Source organism: Brevibacillus borstelensis (assembly GCF_036700025.1).
Lineage (GTDB): Bacteria > Bacillota > Bacilli > Brevibacillales > Brevibacillaceae > Brevibacillus > Brevibacillus borstelensis.
In genome coordinates, this window is record NZ_CP144922.1 from 4486752 (window position 1) to 4503106 (window position 16355).

Here is a 16355-nt window from a genome sequence, read left to right on the forward strand (position 1 = left end):
CCCCTCCTTCGTTCTGCGCAATCCTTTTGAACATACAAAGCCACTCGGGCAAATCTCCGGGTGAAACGCGAAACTGCCGCCTGCTTTTCCAGGGGAGTACACGCCAACCTTCCGAAAAGTATAAAAAAACGCCTTGTTCCCTTTGGAAAACAAAGGGAGACAAAGCGCGGACAGTTCGCTACAACGATCCACCTCTTCCTTTGACCCGAAGGAAATCAGTGCTCAGGCAAGACAGGCAGGTCTCCTGGCTCGAGAATCGCTGCTTTCCTTCTCCTTCCCGTCCCCGACCCGGGGCAGTGGATGGCAAAATGCCTTGAAGGAAAACTCCTCTCTTACAGTGGCGGGACCGCGTTGGATTTTCACCAAACTTCCCTTTTAACTTCGCTTCCCGCGGCGTGCACCGTGCAGGAAGCAAAGACCTGTTTGCGCGATATGGAAATGTTCAGCCAGCCAAAGACTGGCGCTTGCTATCATCATAACAAAAGTGGGCACGGATAGAAAGAACAAGCTGATCATCGAGTTTTATTCAACAAATGAAAATTAAATGCAGTTTACTAAAGTTTTGTTCTTTGCTAGGATGATGGAAAACATATCCACAAACAGGAGGTGGTCCAGATGAAACAGGATCTCCCGATTCCTCCGGAGCGGCCACATCTCTACGTACAGCCTCTCCTTGAAGAATGCGGCGAAGCGATGCTCCCCCTCTCCAGCTTGTCCGAAAAAATTACGGTCTGGCCGATGTACTACAAGCAAGGCTACGACGGAACCACTCCCGAAGCGTACTTGCGAAAAAGCGCCGCTCTCCGCCTGGTCCAAGCAGCCGAACGCTTGCCCGACGGCTATCGCTTCGTCGTATTTGACGGCTGGCGCTCCTACCAGGTGCAAAGCTCTCTCTATGAAAGATTCAAGCAAACACTGCTCAAGCAGGGCTGGGAAGAAGGCGAGGCGCTTCAGGCCGAACTGAGCAAATTTGTCGCCGTCCCCAGCAAGGATGTGCAAAAGCCATCGCCCCATTTGTCCGGTGGAGCAGTAGACCTGACGATCGAAGGCCCCGATGGGTGGCTCGACATGGGAACAGAGTTTGACGATTTCAGCGAACGGGCCTCTACCCGATTCTATGAAAACGCTCTCAGCCCTGATGAACAGGCGAAAACGATCCGCGCCAACAGACGTCTTCTGTATCACCTGATGACCGAGGCCGGTTTCGTCAATTACCCCAAAGAGTGGTGGCATTACGAATACGGCACGCTTTCCTGGGCACGGCAAACTACTGGACAAGCCATGTACGGGGGAATCTTGGAAATTGATAGCGAAAATAGTTGAATAACCTCAATTTTTGCAATATATTAAAAATATATTAAATTTATAACAAAATGTTGGGGGTTGATCTCTTTGAAGCGCAGATGGTCATTCGTCCTCACCAGCCTGGTTCTCGCTGTTTCCATGCTCGTTGCCGCTTGCGGCACACCGGCGAACCAGCCTCAAGCTCAGAACAACTCGCCGGAATCGCCGGCAAAAACCGAGCCGACCGCACCGAAGACGTCAGCAGACACACTGTTCGTCGCGATCAACGCGGATCAAGGCACGCTCGATCCCGCCGTCACCTTTGACAACGCCGCATGGAAAATCACTTATCCCACCTACGAACGTCTCGTCGAATACGACGGGGAGTCCACAGAGGTCAAGCCCGGTCTCGCCAAGGAATGGAAAGTGAGCGAAGACGGCCTTACCTGGACCTTTACACTGGAAGAAGGACATAAGTTTGCCGACGGTACTCCGGTCACGGCAGAAGCCGTCAAGTTCACCTTCGACCGCACGCTCGCCATCAAGAAAGGCCCGGCTGACGTATACAGCGTGATCAAAGAAGTCAAAGTCGATTCGCCGACACAGGTTACCTTCGTTCTCTCCAAAAACTTCCCGCCATTCCTCTCGACTCTCGCAGCCAACTACGGCGGCATCGTCAATCCGAAGGTAAAAGAAGAAGAACAAAACGGCGATCTGGGCCAAAACTTCCTCGCAAACAACACGATGGGCAGCGGCCCGTACAAGCTCGAAGAATGGAAAAAAGGCGAATATCTCAAGCTCACCGTCAACCCGCACTCCACAGTGAAACCCGCATTCCAAACCGTATACTTCAAAATCGTTCCGGATGCGACAGCTCAGCGCCTGCAGTTGGAACAGGGCGAGATTGACATCGCCGAAGGCATCCCCAATGAACAATTGAAAGCCGTCAAAGAATTGCCCAACGTAGAAGTCCTGCAAAAACCGAGCCTGTTCGTCGACTACGTGTACGTAAACTCCTCCAAAGGCAACGAAGCGCTCAAAAACCCGAAGGTTCGCCAGGCGTTAAGCTACGCGATCGACTATGACGCCCTGACCGAATCCGTGCAGGAAGGCTACGCTACGCAAATGCGCGGTCCAATTCCAAAAGGTCTGTGGGGGCATGATGAATCTGCCCATCAGTACAAGCGCGATGTGGAAAAAGCCAAAGCGCTCCTGGCGGAAGCAGGCGTCTCCAACCTGACCCTCGATCTGCTGTATTCCGACAACAAACCGTGGTGGGAGACAGAAGCACTCACCCTGCAGGCATTTTTCGCCGACATCGGGGTAAAGCTCAATCTCAAAAAGATCGCCTACGCCACGTCCCGCGAAATGATTGACGCCGGCGAATTCGACCTCGCTCTTGGCGTTTGGAGCCCGGACTTCGGCGACCCGTACATGTTCATGAACTACTGGTTTGACTCCGTCAACTTCGGTCTGGCCGGAAACCGCGCCTTCTATAAAAACGACAAAGTGGACGAGCTGGTGCGCAAAGCCGCATCGATCAACGACAAGGCAGAGCGCGAGAAGCTGTACAAGGAAGCGCAGAAGATCGTCATTGATGAAGCGCCTTACCTTTATCTGTATCAAAAGGACTTCCTCCTGCCGGTCAGCAAAAACGTCAAAGGCTTCGTCTACAACCCGATGCTGGAGGGCATTTACAACCTGGCGGAGATGTCTAAATAACGCCTTGAATAAAGGAGTGCTTTCCTCATGAAACAGATCATCCTGAAACGTCTCGCCATGCTGGTGCTGGTGCTCCTCGGGGTCACATTGATCACCTTTTTCCTCTCTCATGTGATCCCGGGAGATCCGGCGCGGATGATGGTGGGACAGCGCGCCAGTGAGGAAACACTGCAAGAAGTTCGTCGCCAATTGGGCCTGGACCAGCCGGTCTGGGTCCAATATCTTACCTACATGAAAGGGCTTTTTGCAGGTGACTTTGGCACCTCGATTCGCACGCAGCAGCCTGTCGTCCATGATCTGATCGCCTTTTTCCCTGCAACGCTGGAGCTGGCCATCACCGCTTTTATTATCGCGATCGCCATCGGAATACCGCTGGGCGTCCTATCCGCCGTGAAAAAGGACACTGGATGGGACCACTCCAGCCGCTTTTTCTCCATCGCGGGAATCTCTACACCCGTGTTCTGGAGCGGCCTCGTCGGCATCCTGATCTTTTACAAGTTTCTCGGGGCGCTGCCATCCAGCGGCAGGCTGGACCTGACTGTCCCGGCGCCGACCAAAATTACCGGCCTTTACCTGTTTGACAGCCTGCTCACGGGCAATTGGGCCGCATTTAAAAACAGCTTGTGGCATCTGATCCTGCCTGCCTTTACGCTGGCATTTGCTCAGCTGGCAATCGTCACCCGCCAGGTCCGCTCCAGCATGCTGGAGGTACTCGGACAGGATTACATTCGGACCGCGCTGGCCAACGGCATCCACGGCCCTGTCCTTTTGATCCGCTACGCCTTGCGAAATGCGCTGATCCCGACGATTACCGTCGTAGGTCTTTCCTTTGGCTCGCTGCTTGGCGGAGCAGTCGTGACGGAAACGATTTTCAGCTGGCCCGGCATGGGGAAATACGTCGTCGACTCGATTGCGTTTCTCGACTTCCCGGCGATGATGGGCTTCACTTTTGTCATATCTTTCGGGTACGTCGTGATCAACCTGCTGGTTGACCTCACTTACTACGTACTAGACCCGCAAATCAAGGAATAGGAGGGGCCACCATGTCCAGTCTATCGGCAAAAGCGGATACTGCTGCCCAGCCGTCCCGTAAGGTAAACCCCTTTTGGTTCCGGATCCGGCAGAGCCCGCTCACCTTGTTTGGCTTGTTTCTGCTCGTCATGCTGCTGCTCTTGTCCGTGTGCGCGCCGCTCATCTCCCCGCATGACCCGACCAAGATCAATATCCCGGAGCGGTTCTCCCCTCCGTCCGCTGCTCACTGGTTCGGAACAGATGAAGTGGGACGCGATATTTTTACGCGCATTCTGTACGGCGCTCGCCTGTCGCTCGGCGTTGGCGTAGCGGTCGTTCTCTCGGCGGGTCTGGTCGGAACGGTCATCGGGGCGATCTCCGGATACTTCGGCGGCCGCGTCGACCAGATCATCATGCGGATGATGGATATCGTCCTCGCGTTTCCTTCGCTCGTGCTGGCGATGGCGGTGGCCGCTGTTCTCGGCCCCAACCTCCAGAACGCCATGCTGGCCATTGCCATCATCAAGATACCTGTCTACGTCCGGCTGGCCCGTGCGGAAACACTGGCTCTGCGGGAAAAGCTGTATGTCAAAGCGGCTGTCACCTTCGGCATCAAGCCCTGGCGGATCATTACCCGCCACATTATTCCCAATGCCGTCTCCCCCGTGATCATCCAGGTCACGCTGGATATCGGCGATGCCATCCTGCTCGTCGCAACACTCGGCTTCCTCGGCCTGGGCGCTCAGCCTCCTACGCCGGAATGGGGCGCGATGATCAGTATCGGCTGGAAATACCTGCTTGATTATTGGTGGTATCCCACCTTCCCTGGGCTTGCCCTATTCCTCGCCTCGTGCGGGTTTAATCTGATCGGCGATGGCATTCGGGACATCCTCGATCCGAAAGCCAACCGATAGGGAGAGATACCTATGCTTCTTACAATCAAAGACCTGTCTGTCGAATTTTCCTCGATGCAGCAGACCGTCAAAGCGCTGAACCACGTCTCTTTTTCCATCGACCAGGGGGAAATTGTCGGCATCGTGGGAGAATCCGGCTCGGGCAAGTCGGTTACGGCGCTAACCATTCTCGGGCTGCTGGATAACAATGCGACGATCAAAAACGGAGAAATTCTTTATAAAGGAAGAAACGTCCTGCAGCTTCACAAAAAGGAGCAGCAATCCCTTCGGGGCAAGCAGATCGGCATGATCTTCCAGGAGCCGATGACGGCCCTCCACCCGACGATGCGGATCGGGGATCAACTGGCCAAGGTCATTCACCGGCACCGTGAGATCGCCTACAAGGAAGCTTACCGGCAAGCCGTCCTCAGCCTGGCGGAGGTAAAGATCAACGAGCCGGAGCTGGTCGCACGGAAGTACCCGTTTGAACTGAGCGGCGGCATGCGCCAGCGGGTCGTGATCGCGCTGGCGATGTCGGCGCCACCTGACTTGTTGATCGCCGACGAGCCGACTACAGCGCTGGACGTGACCATCCAGCATGAAATTCTCAAGCTGATGAAGGAGCTGGCTGAAAAACGCGGCACGTCCATCATGCTGATCACCCACGATCTCGGTGTCGTTGCCGAGGTATGCCAGCGGGTCGTCGTCATGTATGCGGGTGAAGTGGTTGAAACGGGAACGACCGATGAAGTACTCGCTCATCCCGTTCATCCGTACACACGCGCCCTGATCGGAGCCCTGCCAGACCTCGCTTCCCCTGATCAGCCGCTGCATGCGATCCCGGGGGAGTCTCCCGATCTGCGGAATTTGCCGTCCGGCTGCGTTTTCGCGCCGCGCTGCGACCGTGCCTTGCCGCTCTGCCGCGAGGACCATCCTGTTTTGGAGCCGGTACCGGGCTCGCGAGACGCATCGACAGGTACACATCAAGTCGCTTGCTGGGTGAGGTGATTACATATGGAAGCACTGCTGCAGCTTTCCGGCGTCAGCAAGCAATACGGGAAGGGAAGCCAACTGTTTCACGCTGTCTCTGACGCCGCTTTTTCGATCTATCCCGGTGAGACGTTTGGCCTGATTGGCGAATCCGGTTCCGGCAAAAGCACGCTGGGAAAAATGGTAACAGGACTGGAATACCCGACTTCCGGGTCCCTTCTGTACCAAGGAAGTCCGCTTTGGAACGGGAAAAAATTCAACAGAAGGAAGCCTGGCGAGATGCAGATCGTCTTTCAGGACCCGCAGTCCTCTCTCGATCCGCGGATGAAGGTTCAAGACATCATACTCGAGCCGCTGTGGGCCCTGCCTGCCGATGAACGGAGGCAAAAGGGCAGCACGGAACGATTGCACGCCCTGATCGCACGGGTAGGCCTCAAGCCGGAGCATCTGCCGCGCTATCCCCACGAATTCAGCGGAGGCCAGCGCCAGCGAATCGCCATCGCACGGGCCCTGATTACCGATCCGACGTTCGTTATCTTGGACGAACCCACCTCGGCTCTGGACGTTTCCGTTCAGGCGCATGTCCTCAATTTATTGAAGGAGTTAAAGCGCGAACGGGGCCTCACCTATCTCTTCATCTCGCACAACATGGCGGTCATTCGCTACATGTGCGACCGGATGGCCGTCATGCAGAAGGGAAGAATTGTGGAGACGGGAACCGTTGAAGACATTTTTAAGCATCCGCAGGAAGCCTACACGAAGACCTTGTTGTCGTCCCTTCCAAGCCTGCACAAGGAAAACGCCTCTCTTCACGCATGAATGAAGAACACATGAGCCAACAGACTAGCTTGCATAGCAAAGAAGGTCGATACCATGTTCAACGGAGCGGAACTTAGAGAAATCCGCAAACAAAAACAGCTGACCCTGCAAAATCTTGCCAATCGGACCGGTCTCAGCATGAGCCTGCTTTCCCAAATCGAACGCGGCCTGGTCGATCCCACCGTAGGAACGTTTTGGAAAATCTGCTCCGCTCTCGATGTACCGATCAATCATTTTTTCAAGGCAAAGGATGACGAAGAACCTGTCATCCGACGCGATCAGCACAAGATCATTCAGTTGAAGAACACTCACGTCAAGTATCACGTACTCACGCCCATACAGGCCGGAAAAATCGAATTCCTGCTGATCGAAATCGAGCCCGGGGAGACACTGGAGCAGGAGCAGATTTCCCACTCCGGAGAAGAGTGCGGCTTCATTCTCAAGGGCGAGCTGAAGGTGCTGCTCGCCGATCGCGAGTACCATCTGTACGAAGGCGACAGCATCGGTTTTAACAGCTCGTCGCCCCATCGGTTTATCAACCCTGGAAACTCTGTCTCCCTGGCGATTTGGGCACGGGCTACGTAGGTTTCCTTCGACACCAGAACAACGTCCGTCTGATCAAAAAAGCTCCGGGGCCAGCTTGCAGCCTCGGAGCTTTTTACCGTCGTTTATCGTCGTTTATCGCTTAATCGGAAGGAATAAATACAAGAGTGATGCGTCTGTCTCCATGCGGAGATCTCGCCTCTCCCCCGACTATGTACGATCCCCGGCAGGCTTGGGCGACTTCGCCTGCCCAACGGGAGCTGCCACCCGCTCATTTCCCATCATCAGGATAAACAGAACGGCCAGAATGGCGGGGACCAGCGCCCAAAGAAAGGTATGGGCGATGGAGCTTGCCAGCGTGTCCGTTATTTTTTCCAAAACGGGAGCCGGAATTTGTGCTCTTGTCTCCGGCGATAGAATAGCTCTCGGATCGGAGAGTGACCCGCCTGGAATCGCACCGCCATTTCCCGCAAGAGCAGTGCTCAAGCCACTCTCAAACAAATTTCGCTGAATGATGCCAAAAATCGTGATCCCCAGCGTCATCCCGAGCGAACGGAAAAAGGAGTTGGTCGACGAGGCAGATCCTCGCTGCCGCATGTCAAAATTGTGAATCGCCGCCATCCCCAGGACGGAAAAAGAGAACCCGACGCCAAAGCCGGTAAGAATCATATAAATCGTTACCATGACGCGCGAGGTTTCCGGCGAGAGCGTTCCGAGCAAAAGAAGCCCCGGAACGAAAAACACGGCTGAGATCAGCATGATGTTGCGGAAGCTCGTCTTGGTCGTGAGCAGCCCTCCGACCTGGCTGCCGGCAACAGAGCCGAGCATCATCGGCGTGAGCAGCAGGCCGGAGTTGGTCGCGCTCCCGCCAAATACGCCTTGAATAAAGATCGGAATGTAGATGGTCGCAATGATAAACGCCGAGCCGTACAGGAGCGCCACGCCGTTGCTCGCGGCAAACAAACGCTTTCTGAACATGGCAAACGAGATGATCGGTTCCGCTGCCTTCCGCTCAACCGCGATAAAGGCGGCAAACAGGATCACAAACACAGCGAACAACGCGATGATCTGAACCGAATCCCATGCGTACTGATTGCCGCCAAGCTCCAGAGCAAACATCAAGCTGACGACGGCACCGACCAGGGTTATCGCACCCCACCAGTCAATGCTTTGCTTGTTGTGCGCCAGCGACTCCTTGTAGTGCAGACTGATAAAAAGCAGGGACAATAGCCCGATCGGCACATTGATGTAAAAGACCCAATGCCAGCCGAAATACTCCGTTATGTATGCTCCAAGCAGCGGACCAAAGACACTGGATGTACCGAAGACAGCTCCGAACAGTCCGGTCATCTTTCCCCGTTTTTCCGGCGGGAAAATATCAAAAATGATGGTGAAGGCAATCGGCATCAGCGCGCCTCCGCCAATCCCCTGGATCGCCCGGTATACACTCAGCTCGATCATGCTGCCCGCTGTCCCGCACAGGATGGAGCCCAGCAAAAAGACGGCAAGGCCAAAAATGTAAAACCGTTTGCGTCCGTACATGTCGGACAGCTTTCCGAAGATCGGCATCCCCGCCATCGTGGCTACCATATAAGCGGAGGTCACCCAGACGAACTTGTCCATTCCCCCCATCTCGGACACTATCGTCCCCATGGCTGTAGCCACAATCGTATTGTCCATCGATGCCATCAGCAGACCGAGCAGGAGCCCGGCTACGACAAATCCCGTTTTGCTTTCTTTGGCAATCACGCCGCACCCCTCCTATTTCCATGCTTGCCCACGAATTATATTGTAATCCAGGCCAACGAGTTGTTATGAAAAGATTGATAAAAAAACAGCGCACATGACATGGCGCTGTAAAAGGAAGACCGCTGGACCGCTCAGGCCCCGAGATGCGGTTAACCCGTCATTCTCATCAGCCTGGCGATCAGCGGGGATTGCTGTAATGCGTAGTTACAGACGGTTGAAAGCCAGCCTGCTGGCTCTGATACATTTTGTATCCGGCTTCCGATATCGGTTCCACCATCGGCTTGATCTCTCCGGTGTACACATTTTTGGAGAACGGCATATTAAAGGTCCGCACCCCATCGCTTTTGCGCATGATAGACCCATCCGAGAGCTCGACCCAATTGCTTCGCTGACTGCCGTAATCGACTACATAAACGCCCTCGTCCGTGTAAAACGGAGCGTTATAGCCAGGAGAAGCTTCCGGCTGTTGCTGCGTCTGTACCTTTGGTGCCGGTGTTTTCTTTGCTGCCTGTTTTTTCGGCTGCGTCTTTTTTCTCGCAGTTGCAGTCTGAGTGGCCTTCTTGGCCGGAGACTTGGAGGCCGCCGACTGGGCCGTTTGCTTCTGTTCCCCCGCCCCTGCAGATTGCAATTGAGGGGAAGCAGCGGTATTTTCTCTAGCTGCGAACTGCTGAAAAGCGACCTCGGTCTTTTTCGGGTCTTGGTTGGAAAAATCCGTCCCTGCCGCTGTCGCCTGCACGCGAGATTCGGCCTTTGGCTCCGCTGCCTTTGTCCCCGCCGATACCGACTTGATCAGCGCAGGCCAAATGTACGCATTGAGGCCAAGCAAGGCCACCATCAATGTAATCCCCAGGACTTTTTTCATTTCGTATTCAGCTCCGTAAGTAACCTGATCTATGTAGCAAATGGTTCTGCCCAAATCAATAATGACTTCAGAACTATTATACAAGAAAAAGGTGCCTGGGGAAGCAAGAAATGGCTGATTAATTTGTCTTCAATATATCGTGGTCGACGTAGCGCTCGCCGTTCAGCTCGCTGATGACATTGATCGCTACCTTGGCTCCGTCGCCTGCGGTGATAATCGTGTGGACGCTGGCTCCCGCGCATGTCCCGGCAGCCCAAAATCCGGGTACGTTGGTCTTCCCTGCCGCATCTGCGTCGATGACTGTTTTGATCCGGGGTTCGGTGCCAGGCTTTGTCGCCACGCCTGCTTTTTCCGCCAGTTCGACCAGTACGCCGGTGGCGAGGATGACATGCTTGGCTTCATATGTCGCGTTTTCTCCTGCGGCAATCACAAAACCATCGCCTGATTTGGAAATATCAGTTACTTGGGCAGCGACCAGCTCAGCGCCGAAGTGCGCCGCTTGCTTTTTCCCCAGCTCTACCATGTCCGGTCCGGTAATTCCCTCTACTCCGTAGTGATTCTCAATCCAAGCCCGTTTGGTCATGCTTTTGTCATTGTCGAGAAGCAAAGTGCTCTTTCCCGCCTTGGCTGCAAAAAGCGCTGCGCTTGCCCCGGCTGGACCTGCTCCAATAATGGCGATATCGTACATAATGTCAACACACCCTTTCTGGACTTCTTTTAATCAACTTAATTATATAATAAGTAACAAAAATAGAAACCATTTTTTACAGTTTGCCCGCGGTTTTTCAATCTTACCATCAGCAGTCTCCATTCTTGACGCCTGCTCCGCAGTAGTGATAAAAATAACTGGTAAGTTACTTTTCTCGTCGCTTTTGTTTGGGAGGGAACCAAGGATGGAAACACAAGAACGAAACAGGACCGCAAAAGGCGAGGCCAGCAGACAGCGGCTGCTTGCTGCCGCGACTGCCCAGTTTGCCCGCAAAGGCTACCACCATACCAAAGTCAGCGACATCGTCAAAGCCGCCGGATTGACCCAGGCTGCTTTTTATCTCTATTTTCCGAGCAAGGAAGCCATCTTTACAGAGCTGGTGGACAGCTTTCGGATGAAGCTGGCAACGCTCGCCCAATCAGCCGGAAAAGTGGCGTCGCTCGCTCCGGGAGAAGCAGCCAGGCAAATCAAAGAAAATCTGCGGGACGTCTTTGCCTTTCTGCAATCCGAGCCCGAACTGACCCGGATCGCCTGGTTTGAGTCTCCAGACGCAAAAGAAATGAAGGAAAAAGTAATCGCGCTATTGAGCGCCCACATCCTGAACAATCAGCAAGCCGGCCATATTCGCAAAGAGCTGGTCCCCGAAGTGGCCGCCTGCTGCATCGTCGGCATGATTGACCAGTTGACCGAGCGATGGATCGTGACCGGGGAGAAACAGCCGGAGCAGTTGACGGAAGAAATGTCCGAGCTGCTGCTTTACGGCGTACTTGCTCCCTATCAAAGCAGGTGACGCTTCATCCGACTTCTAGCTTGCACATGTTCATACAGTTGACAATGCATCCCGATAGCTAGTCTATACCCGATCATCCGGTTGACTGCATCCGACAATCTGCAGTCGTTCATCCAGATCACGTAAGATTCATATTCGCAATCCAGTCGGAATATCCAAAGAAAAAGTCCCGGGCTTTTCATCCTTTTCTTCCCCGAATTACTTTAAAAATAAGACGCTTCTCCCCACTACGGCCACTTTCCAATCCTTCTTTTAAAATGAATCGTTCTCCGTATGCAAAAAAGCGCTCCCCTTAATCGGGAAGCGCTTTGCTATGCTCTTGGTTCACTTTCGAACCTTAGTACTTGTTGAACGTCATGATCCAGATAGAACCGGCAACGATCGTAAACACGATCACCAGCCCCAGGATCAGGGTTTGCACATTGTATCGCGGCTTTTCTCCCTCTCTGATATGCATGAAGAAGAATAGCTGCACAATAAATTGCAAGATGGCCATCACCATGATCGTGATCACGAGTGCCGTTTTTTCAAGCATGTGGTTCATAACCAGCACGAGCGGGATAATGGTCAGCACAATCGACAAGATAAAGCCGATCACATACGATTTGAGCGATCCATGATTGTGGTTGTCATGGTTTTCATGATGCATCCTACATCACCCCCAACAGGTAGACGACCGTGAACAGGAAGATCCACACGACGTCCAGGAAGTGCCAGTACAAGCTCAGGTTGGTCACTTTGCGGCGGGTAACCGGCGTAATCCCGCGGCGGGCGAGCTGGATCATGATCGCCACCATCCAGAACAAACCTACCGAGACGTGCAGACCGTGCGTACCGACCAGCGTATAGAACGCGGAGAGGAACGCACTGGTGGAAATGGTCGCACCTTCATGCACCATGTGCACAAATTCGGTAACCTCCAGCGCGATAAAGCCCAAGCCGAGCAGCGCTGTTACAACCAGCCAGCCAATCAGCTTTTTCACGTTTCCTTTGTTCATTGCCAGAACAGCCAAACCGCTGGTGAAGCTGCTGGTCAACAGGATAAAGGTTTCCGCGATGACACCCGGCATTTGAAACAGTTCCTTTGGTGTCGGGCCACCAGCGTAGTTGTGCATCAGCACCGCATAGGTGGCAAACAGCGTACCAAACAAGATACAGTCGGTTACAACGAATATCCAGAAACCAAGTACTTTGAGCTGCTCATGATCTTCATGACCATGATCGTGGTCGTGCCCGTGACTATGGTCGTGATGTTTTGCCACTTGTTGCATTATACAACCCTCCCCAGTGAAGCCTCCGTGCTGCGCACTTCATCCACCGGTACGTAATAATCCGTATCATATTGGAAGGAACGCGCCCACATCGACAGGGCCACGCCAATAAATCCAATCACGGCCATCCATACCCAGCCGAACGTAAAGCCAAATCCGACCAAGAACCAGAAGCAGGACATGATAAACGGAATACCCGAGTTTTTCGGCATATGGATCGGTTCCAGATGCACAGGCTCTTTTTTATAGGTGCCGTTTGCCATCGCTTGTTTTGTATGCCACCAGTCGTCCGCTTCTTTTACCTCAGGAACGACGGCGAAGTTGTAAAACGGTGCCGGGGACGGAATAGACCATTCCAGCGTGCGTCCGTTCCACGGATCGCCTGTTGTGTCGCGTTCACCGCGCTTGATGCTGTAGACGATCTGCCATACTTGGAAGATGAAGCCGATCCCCATCAGGAACGCCCCGACGGTGGAAATCAGGTTGAGGTCAGCCCAACCGCGGTCCCATCCATACGTGTAATAGCGACGGGTCATACCCATGAAACCAAGCGCGTATTGCGGCATGAAGCAAACGTAGAAACCGATATTCCAGAACCAGAAGCCCCATTTTCCGAGCTTCTCGTCAAGCTTGAAGCCGAACAGTTTTGGCCACCAGTAGTAGATACCTGCCAGGTAACCGAACACAACCCCACCGATCAACACTTGGTGGAAGTGAGCAATCAAGAAGTAGCTGTTGTGGTACTGATAGTCCGCTGGAGCGACAGCCAGCATAACCCCGGTTGCTCCCCCTACGAGGAAGCAAGGAATAAACGCGATCGTCCACAGCATCGGCTGTTTGAACGAAATCCGTCCGCGGAACATGGTGAACAGCCAGTTGAACACCTTCACCCCGGTCGGAATCGCGATGACCATCGTCGATATCGCAAAGAACGCGATAACGCTTGCGCTCGTACCCATCGTAAAGAAGTGGTGAGCCCAGGTGAAGAACGATGCGATCGCAATCGTCATCAAGGCTGCCACCATGGATTTGTAGCCAAAGACTGTTTTCTTCGAGAACGTAGCCACGACCTCAGAGAAGATACCGAAGGCCGGCACGACCACGATGTATACTTCCGGGTGACCCCACATCCAGATCAGGTTGAGGTACATCATCGGATTACCGCCGCCGTCCATAGTGAAGAAGTGGGCACCTGCAAAGCGGTCGAGGAACAGCAGCGCCAGTGTTACGGTCAAAATCGGGAAAGCAAAGATAATCATGATACAACTGGACAGTACGGACCAGCTAAACAACGGCATTTTCATCAACTTCATGCCAGGAGCGCGCATTTTCAAAATGGTCACGATGAAGTTAATCCCCGTGGCCAAACTACCGATACCGGAGATCTGTATCCCCCATATCCAGAAGTTCTGCCCCGGCCCCGGACTGAAATCATTTTCCGAAAGCGGCGGGTAAGACAGCCAGCCGGCATCCGGGGAGCCCCCGATGACGAACGACAGGTTGAACAGCATCGCACCCAGCATGAACAGCCAGAAGCTGACTGCGTTCAGAAACGGATAGGCAACGTCCCGCGCGCCAAGCTGCAGCGGAACGACCATGTTGAACAAACCGAACATCATCGGCATCGCCATGAACAAAATCATGATCGTACCGTGTGTCGTAAAGATGGCATTATAGTGATCGGAGTGCAAAAACTCCACATTCGGGAATGCCAGCTGCAGACGCATCAGGATGGCGTCAACCCCGCCCCGGAACAGCATCAGCAGAGAGGCGATCAGGTACATGATCCCGATTCGCTTATGGTCGACCGTGGTCAGCCATTCGCGCCACAGCCAGCCCCATTTTTTATACTTGGTCAGAACGAAGACGATCGCGACCACGGTGAGTGCGATGGAAACGTCCGCGCCGTAGATCAGTGGATCACCTGTTACAAAGAACGTGGATGCAAACTCCTTTATGTTTTCCCACACTTGGTATTCCTCCTCCCTCTCAACTAGTGGTTGTGATGATGGGTTTCTGTCGAAGAAGCCTCATCTGTCTTGTTGCCCGATTCCTGCCCGGTTGCAGGCATCGGTTTTTTCATGACATAGTCCATGTCATGTCCATGGCTGTGTTTCATGACGATTTCTTCAAACAACCCTTCAGGGAATGCAGAATACGTCTTTTTATCCGTCAAGCCAGGCTTTCTCAACTCTTCGTAATCTTCCTTCGTCATAACAGGTGTCGTGTTCTTCACCTGCTGCACCCATTTGTCAAACTCTTCCTGCGGTTTGGCCTCTACCTTGAATTCCATATGAGCGAACCCTTCTCCAGTAAAGTTGGCTCCTCTGCCATAGAACTCGCCAGGCTTATCCGCTTGCAGGTACAGCTCGGTCGCCATCCCGGACATCGCATAAATCTGGCCGCCAAGCTCCGGTACCCAGAAGGAGTTCATAGGACCGTCCGCCGACAATTGAAATTGAACAGGTACGCCAGCAGGAATTTCCAGATAGTTCACTGTTGCGATGTTTTGTTCAGGATAAGTAAACATCCATTTCCAGTTCAAAGAAGTAACCTGAATGGTCATCGGCTTCACAGCCTGATTCGGCGATTCTTTCAACGCGTAAGTATCCCGCACCGTGAAATATCCCAGGATCGCAATAATGATGACCGGAATACCCCACCAAATAACCTCAAGGGTTGTACTGTGTGCCCAATCCGGCTTGTATGGCGCTTTATTGTCCTTGGTATCCCGATATCGATAGACGATAAAAGCAGTAAGCGCAAGAACCGGAATGATGATGATCGCGCACAATATCACGGAAATCATAATGAGATTGTACTGCGTCTCTGCGACAGGCCCTTTCGGATTCAGGACAACGTAATCGCTTCCGCATCCCGACAACAGGACGCTGGCGATAATCGCCATTAACCAGAAGCCCATCTGACGAAACGTCTTCGCTCTGTTCATTTCTTCTACCCCTTCCTCGTTCGCCACAGAAAAGGAAACGATCGTCCCCAATTTGTTCACATGAATTAAACTTTTCTTCGCCTTCACATACTAACAGACAGAACGATTTTCCGCAGTGGGTTTTTGACACCGTTCAACATTCTGTCTTTATTTTGTTACAAAGTGTTCAAGAAGGGTTCACGAGTTGATCATAATATTGTTATCGATCTCCTGCATTGGATTTGATCTGCCAAAAATGGTCATGTTTTCAGTGAAACTAAAAAAAAGCGGATGCTGCCGCTGTGGCAAGCATCCGCTTTATCGGTTGGATCGTTTTGATTCGAGTTCTTTCCTTATTATAGACCTGGCCCGTCTGGTCATACTGGTTTAACTGTTCGGTTCCAGATGAAGCAGTCGAAATACAACGCTGAGCAGGAAAATATTCGACGCTGCAATCAAAAACCCGATCGCTGCCATCAGACCGAAGTTTTCCGCCCTGAAATCGCTTACATGCGTAACGAACAAAAGTGCACCGATGAAGAAAGTGATCCAAGCGAACCATTTGAGTGTGTTTGCTGCTTTCATCCCGTTATTCATAACACATGACCCCTGTCTTTGTGTTTTCGAAATATTGTTACTTACATTGTAACACACTTTTCACTTGTTGTTCACTTTTTGTTCAAATTATTTTCAAAATCTTACTCTTGAGGAGTTTGATTGGGAAGCCGGCCGTCAATTATGAACAAAAATCAACAACCCGGCCTCCGCGCAAATGTGACAGAC

Annotated in this window: 16 protein-coding genes and 1 riboswitch; of the genes, 8 read left to right on the forward strand and 8 right to left on the reverse strand. The window is 52.9% G+C overall.

Annotated elements, in window-relative coordinates; translation table 11 throughout:
* Positions 1-218: 218 nt before the first annotated feature.
* Positions 219-436, reverse strand: a riboswitch (cobalamin riboswitch).
* A 179-nt stretch (positions 437-615) separates the two neighbouring features.
* From V5G20_RS21510 to V5G20_RS21540, 7 genes are all read left to right on the forward strand, one after another.
* Positions 616-1323 carry a M15 family metallopeptidase gene (locus V5G20_RS21510; RefSeq protein WP_227277603.1) on the forward strand — a complete coding sequence of 236 codons (708 nt, stop codon included), beginning with the start codon at positions 616-618 and terminating at the stop codon, positions 1321-1323.
* A gap of 69 nt (positions 1324-1392) precedes the next feature.
* Positions 1393-3006: an ABC transporter substrate-binding protein gene (locus V5G20_RS21515; RefSeq protein WP_003388126.1), complete on the forward strand. Its 1614-nt coding sequence runs from the start codon at positions 1393-1395 to the stop codon at positions 3004-3006.
* 27 nt (positions 3007-3033) lie between these two features.
* A complete protein-coding gene (locus tag V5G20_RS21520; protein WP_003388127.1) occupies positions 3034-4038 on the forward strand; it encodes an ABC transporter permease in 1005 nt (334 codons plus the stop codon).
* An 11-nt stretch (positions 4039-4049) separates the two neighbouring features.
* On the forward strand, positions 4050-4931 hold the full coding sequence (locus V5G20_RS21525; protein WP_003388128.1) for an ABC transporter permease subunit: 882 nt from the start codon (positions 4050-4052) through the stop codon (positions 4929-4931).
* Between the two features lie 12 nt (positions 4932-4943).
* Positions 4944-5918 (forward strand): ABC transporter ATP-binding protein, encoded by a 975-nt coding sequence (locus V5G20_RS21530; RefSeq protein WP_031932185.1) that lies wholly within the window; start codon positions 4944-4946, stop codon positions 5916-5918.
* 6 nt (positions 5919-5924) lie between these two features.
* Positions 5925-6719, forward strand: a complete 795-nt coding sequence (locus V5G20_RS21535; RefSeq protein ID WP_122958619.1) for an ATP-binding cassette domain-containing protein — start codon at positions 5925-5927, stop codon at positions 6717-6719.
* A 54-nt stretch (positions 6720-6773) separates the two neighbouring features.
* Positions 6774-7304: a cupin domain-containing protein gene (locus V5G20_RS21540; RefSeq protein WP_003388131.1), complete on the forward strand. Its 531-nt coding sequence runs from the start codon at positions 6774-6776 to the stop codon at positions 7302-7304.
* A 168-nt stretch (positions 7305-7472) separates the two neighbouring features.
* Here the strand turns inward: V5G20_RS21540 and V5G20_RS21545 are convergent, their stop codons facing one another.
* From V5G20_RS21545 to V5G20_RS21555, 3 genes are all read right to left on the reverse strand, one after another.
* On the reverse strand, positions 7473-9011 hold the full coding sequence (locus V5G20_RS21545) for an MDR family MFS transporter (protein ID WP_003388133.1): 1539 nt from the start codon (positions 9009-9011) through the stop codon (positions 7473-7475).
* Positions 9012-9189: 178 nt separating this feature from the next.
* On the reverse strand, positions 9190-9873 hold the full coding sequence (locus tag V5G20_RS21550; RefSeq protein ID WP_024983481.1) for a hypothetical protein: 684 nt from the start codon (positions 9871-9873) through the stop codon (positions 9190-9192).
* A gap of 118 nt (positions 9874-9991) precedes the next feature.
* Positions 9992-10561 carry an FAD-dependent oxidoreductase gene (locus V5G20_RS21555; RefSeq protein WP_003388135.1) on the reverse strand — a complete coding sequence of 190 codons (570 nt, stop codon included), beginning with the start codon at positions 10559-10561 and terminating at the stop codon, positions 9992-9994.
* A gap of 205 nt (positions 10562-10766) precedes the next feature.
* Here V5G20_RS21555 and V5G20_RS21560 point away from each other — a divergent pair, with 205 nt between their 5' ends.
* Positions 10767-11372 carry a TetR/AcrR family transcriptional regulator gene (locus tag V5G20_RS21560; RefSeq protein WP_003388136.1) on the forward strand — a complete coding sequence of 202 codons (606 nt, stop codon included), beginning with the start codon at positions 10767-10769 and terminating at the stop codon, positions 11370-11372.
* A 337-nt stretch (positions 11373-11709) separates the two neighbouring features.
* Here V5G20_RS21560 and cyoD read toward each other — a convergent pair whose 3' ends face one another.
* The 5 genes from cyoD to V5G20_RS21585 form a co-directional block, all read right to left on the reverse strand.
* A complete protein-coding gene (gene cyoD, locus V5G20_RS21565) occupies positions 11710-12021 on the reverse strand; it encodes a cytochrome o ubiquinol oxidase subunit IV (RefSeq protein WP_003388137.1) in 312 nt (103 codons plus the stop codon).
* A gap of 1 nt (position 12022) precedes the next feature.
* Positions 12023-12643 (reverse strand): cytochrome o ubiquinol oxidase subunit III, encoded by a 621-nt coding sequence (gene cyoC, locus V5G20_RS21570; protein ID WP_003388138.1) that lies wholly within the window; start codon positions 12641-12643, stop codon positions 12023-12025.
* Positions 12643-14613, reverse strand: coding sequence for a cbb3-type cytochrome c oxidase subunit I (locus V5G20_RS21575; protein WP_024983482.1), 1971 nt, complete (start codon positions 14611-14613; stop codon positions 12643-12645). The genes cyoC and V5G20_RS21575 overlap by 1 nt, the downstream gene beginning before the upstream one ends.
* Positions 14614-14636: 23 nt before the next feature.
* Complete coding sequence (qoxA, locus tag V5G20_RS21580) at positions 14637-15593, reverse strand: cytochrome aa3 quinol oxidase subunit II (RefSeq protein ID WP_024983483.1); 957 nt, start codon at positions 15591-15593, stop codon at positions 14637-14639.
* Positions 15594-15959: 366 nt separating this feature from the next.
* Complete coding sequence (locus V5G20_RS21585) at positions 15960-16169, reverse strand: hypothetical protein (protein WP_003388141.1); 210 nt, start codon at positions 16167-16169, stop codon at positions 15960-15962.
* Positions 16170-16355 lie beyond the last annotated feature (186 nt).

Bases quoted from the DNA above. Each gene is read 5' to 3' on its own strand.
- qoxA (WP_024983483.1), bottom strand. From the start codon at position 15,593: ATGAACAGAGCGAAGACGTTTCGTCAGATGGGCTTCTGGTTAATGGCG.
- V5G20_RS21555 (WP_003388135.1), bottom strand. From the start codon at position 10,561: ATGTACGATATCGCCATTATTGGAGCAGGTCCAGCCGGGGCAAGCGCA.
- V5G20_RS21520 (WP_003388127.1), top strand. From the start codon at position 3,034: ATGAAACAGATCATCCTGAAACGTCTCGCCATGCTGGTGCTGGTGCTC.
- cyoD (WP_003388137.1), bottom strand. From the start codon at position 12,021: ATGCATCATGAAAACCATGACAACCACAATCATGGATCGCTCAAATCG.
- V5G20_RS21510 (WP_227277603.1), top strand. From the start codon at position 616: ATGAAACAGGATCTCCCGATTCCTCCGGAGCGGCCACATCTCTACGTA.
- V5G20_RS21535 (WP_122958619.1), top strand. From the start codon at position 5,925: ATGGAAGCACTGCTGCAGCTTTCCGGCGTCAGCAAGCAATACGGGAAG.
- V5G20_RS21530 (WP_031932185.1), top strand. From the start codon at position 4,944: ATGCTTCTTACAATCAAAGACCTGTCTGTCGAATTTTCCTCGATGCAG.
- V5G20_RS21525 (WP_003388128.1), top strand. From the start codon at position 4,050: ATGTCCAGTCTATCGGCAAAAGCGGATACTGCTGCCCAGCCGTCCCGT.
- cyoC (WP_003388138.1), bottom strand. From the start codon at position 12,643: ATGCAACAAGTGGCAAAACATCACGACCATAGTCACGGGCACGACCAC.
- V5G20_RS21550 (WP_024983481.1), bottom strand. From the start codon at position 9,873: ATGAAAAAAGTCCTGGGGATTACATTGATGGTGGCCTTGCTTGGCCTC.
- V5G20_RS21585 (WP_003388141.1), bottom strand. From the start codon at position 16,169: ATGAATAACGGGATGAAAGCAGCAAACACACTCAAATGGTTCGCTTGG.
- V5G20_RS21560 (WP_003388136.1), top strand. From the start codon at position 10,767: ATGGAAACACAAGAACGAAACAGGACCGCAAAAGGCGAGGCCAGCAGA.
- V5G20_RS21540 (WP_003388131.1), top strand. From the start codon at position 6,774: ATGTTCAACGGAGCGGAACTTAGAGAAATCCGCAAACAAAAACAGCTG.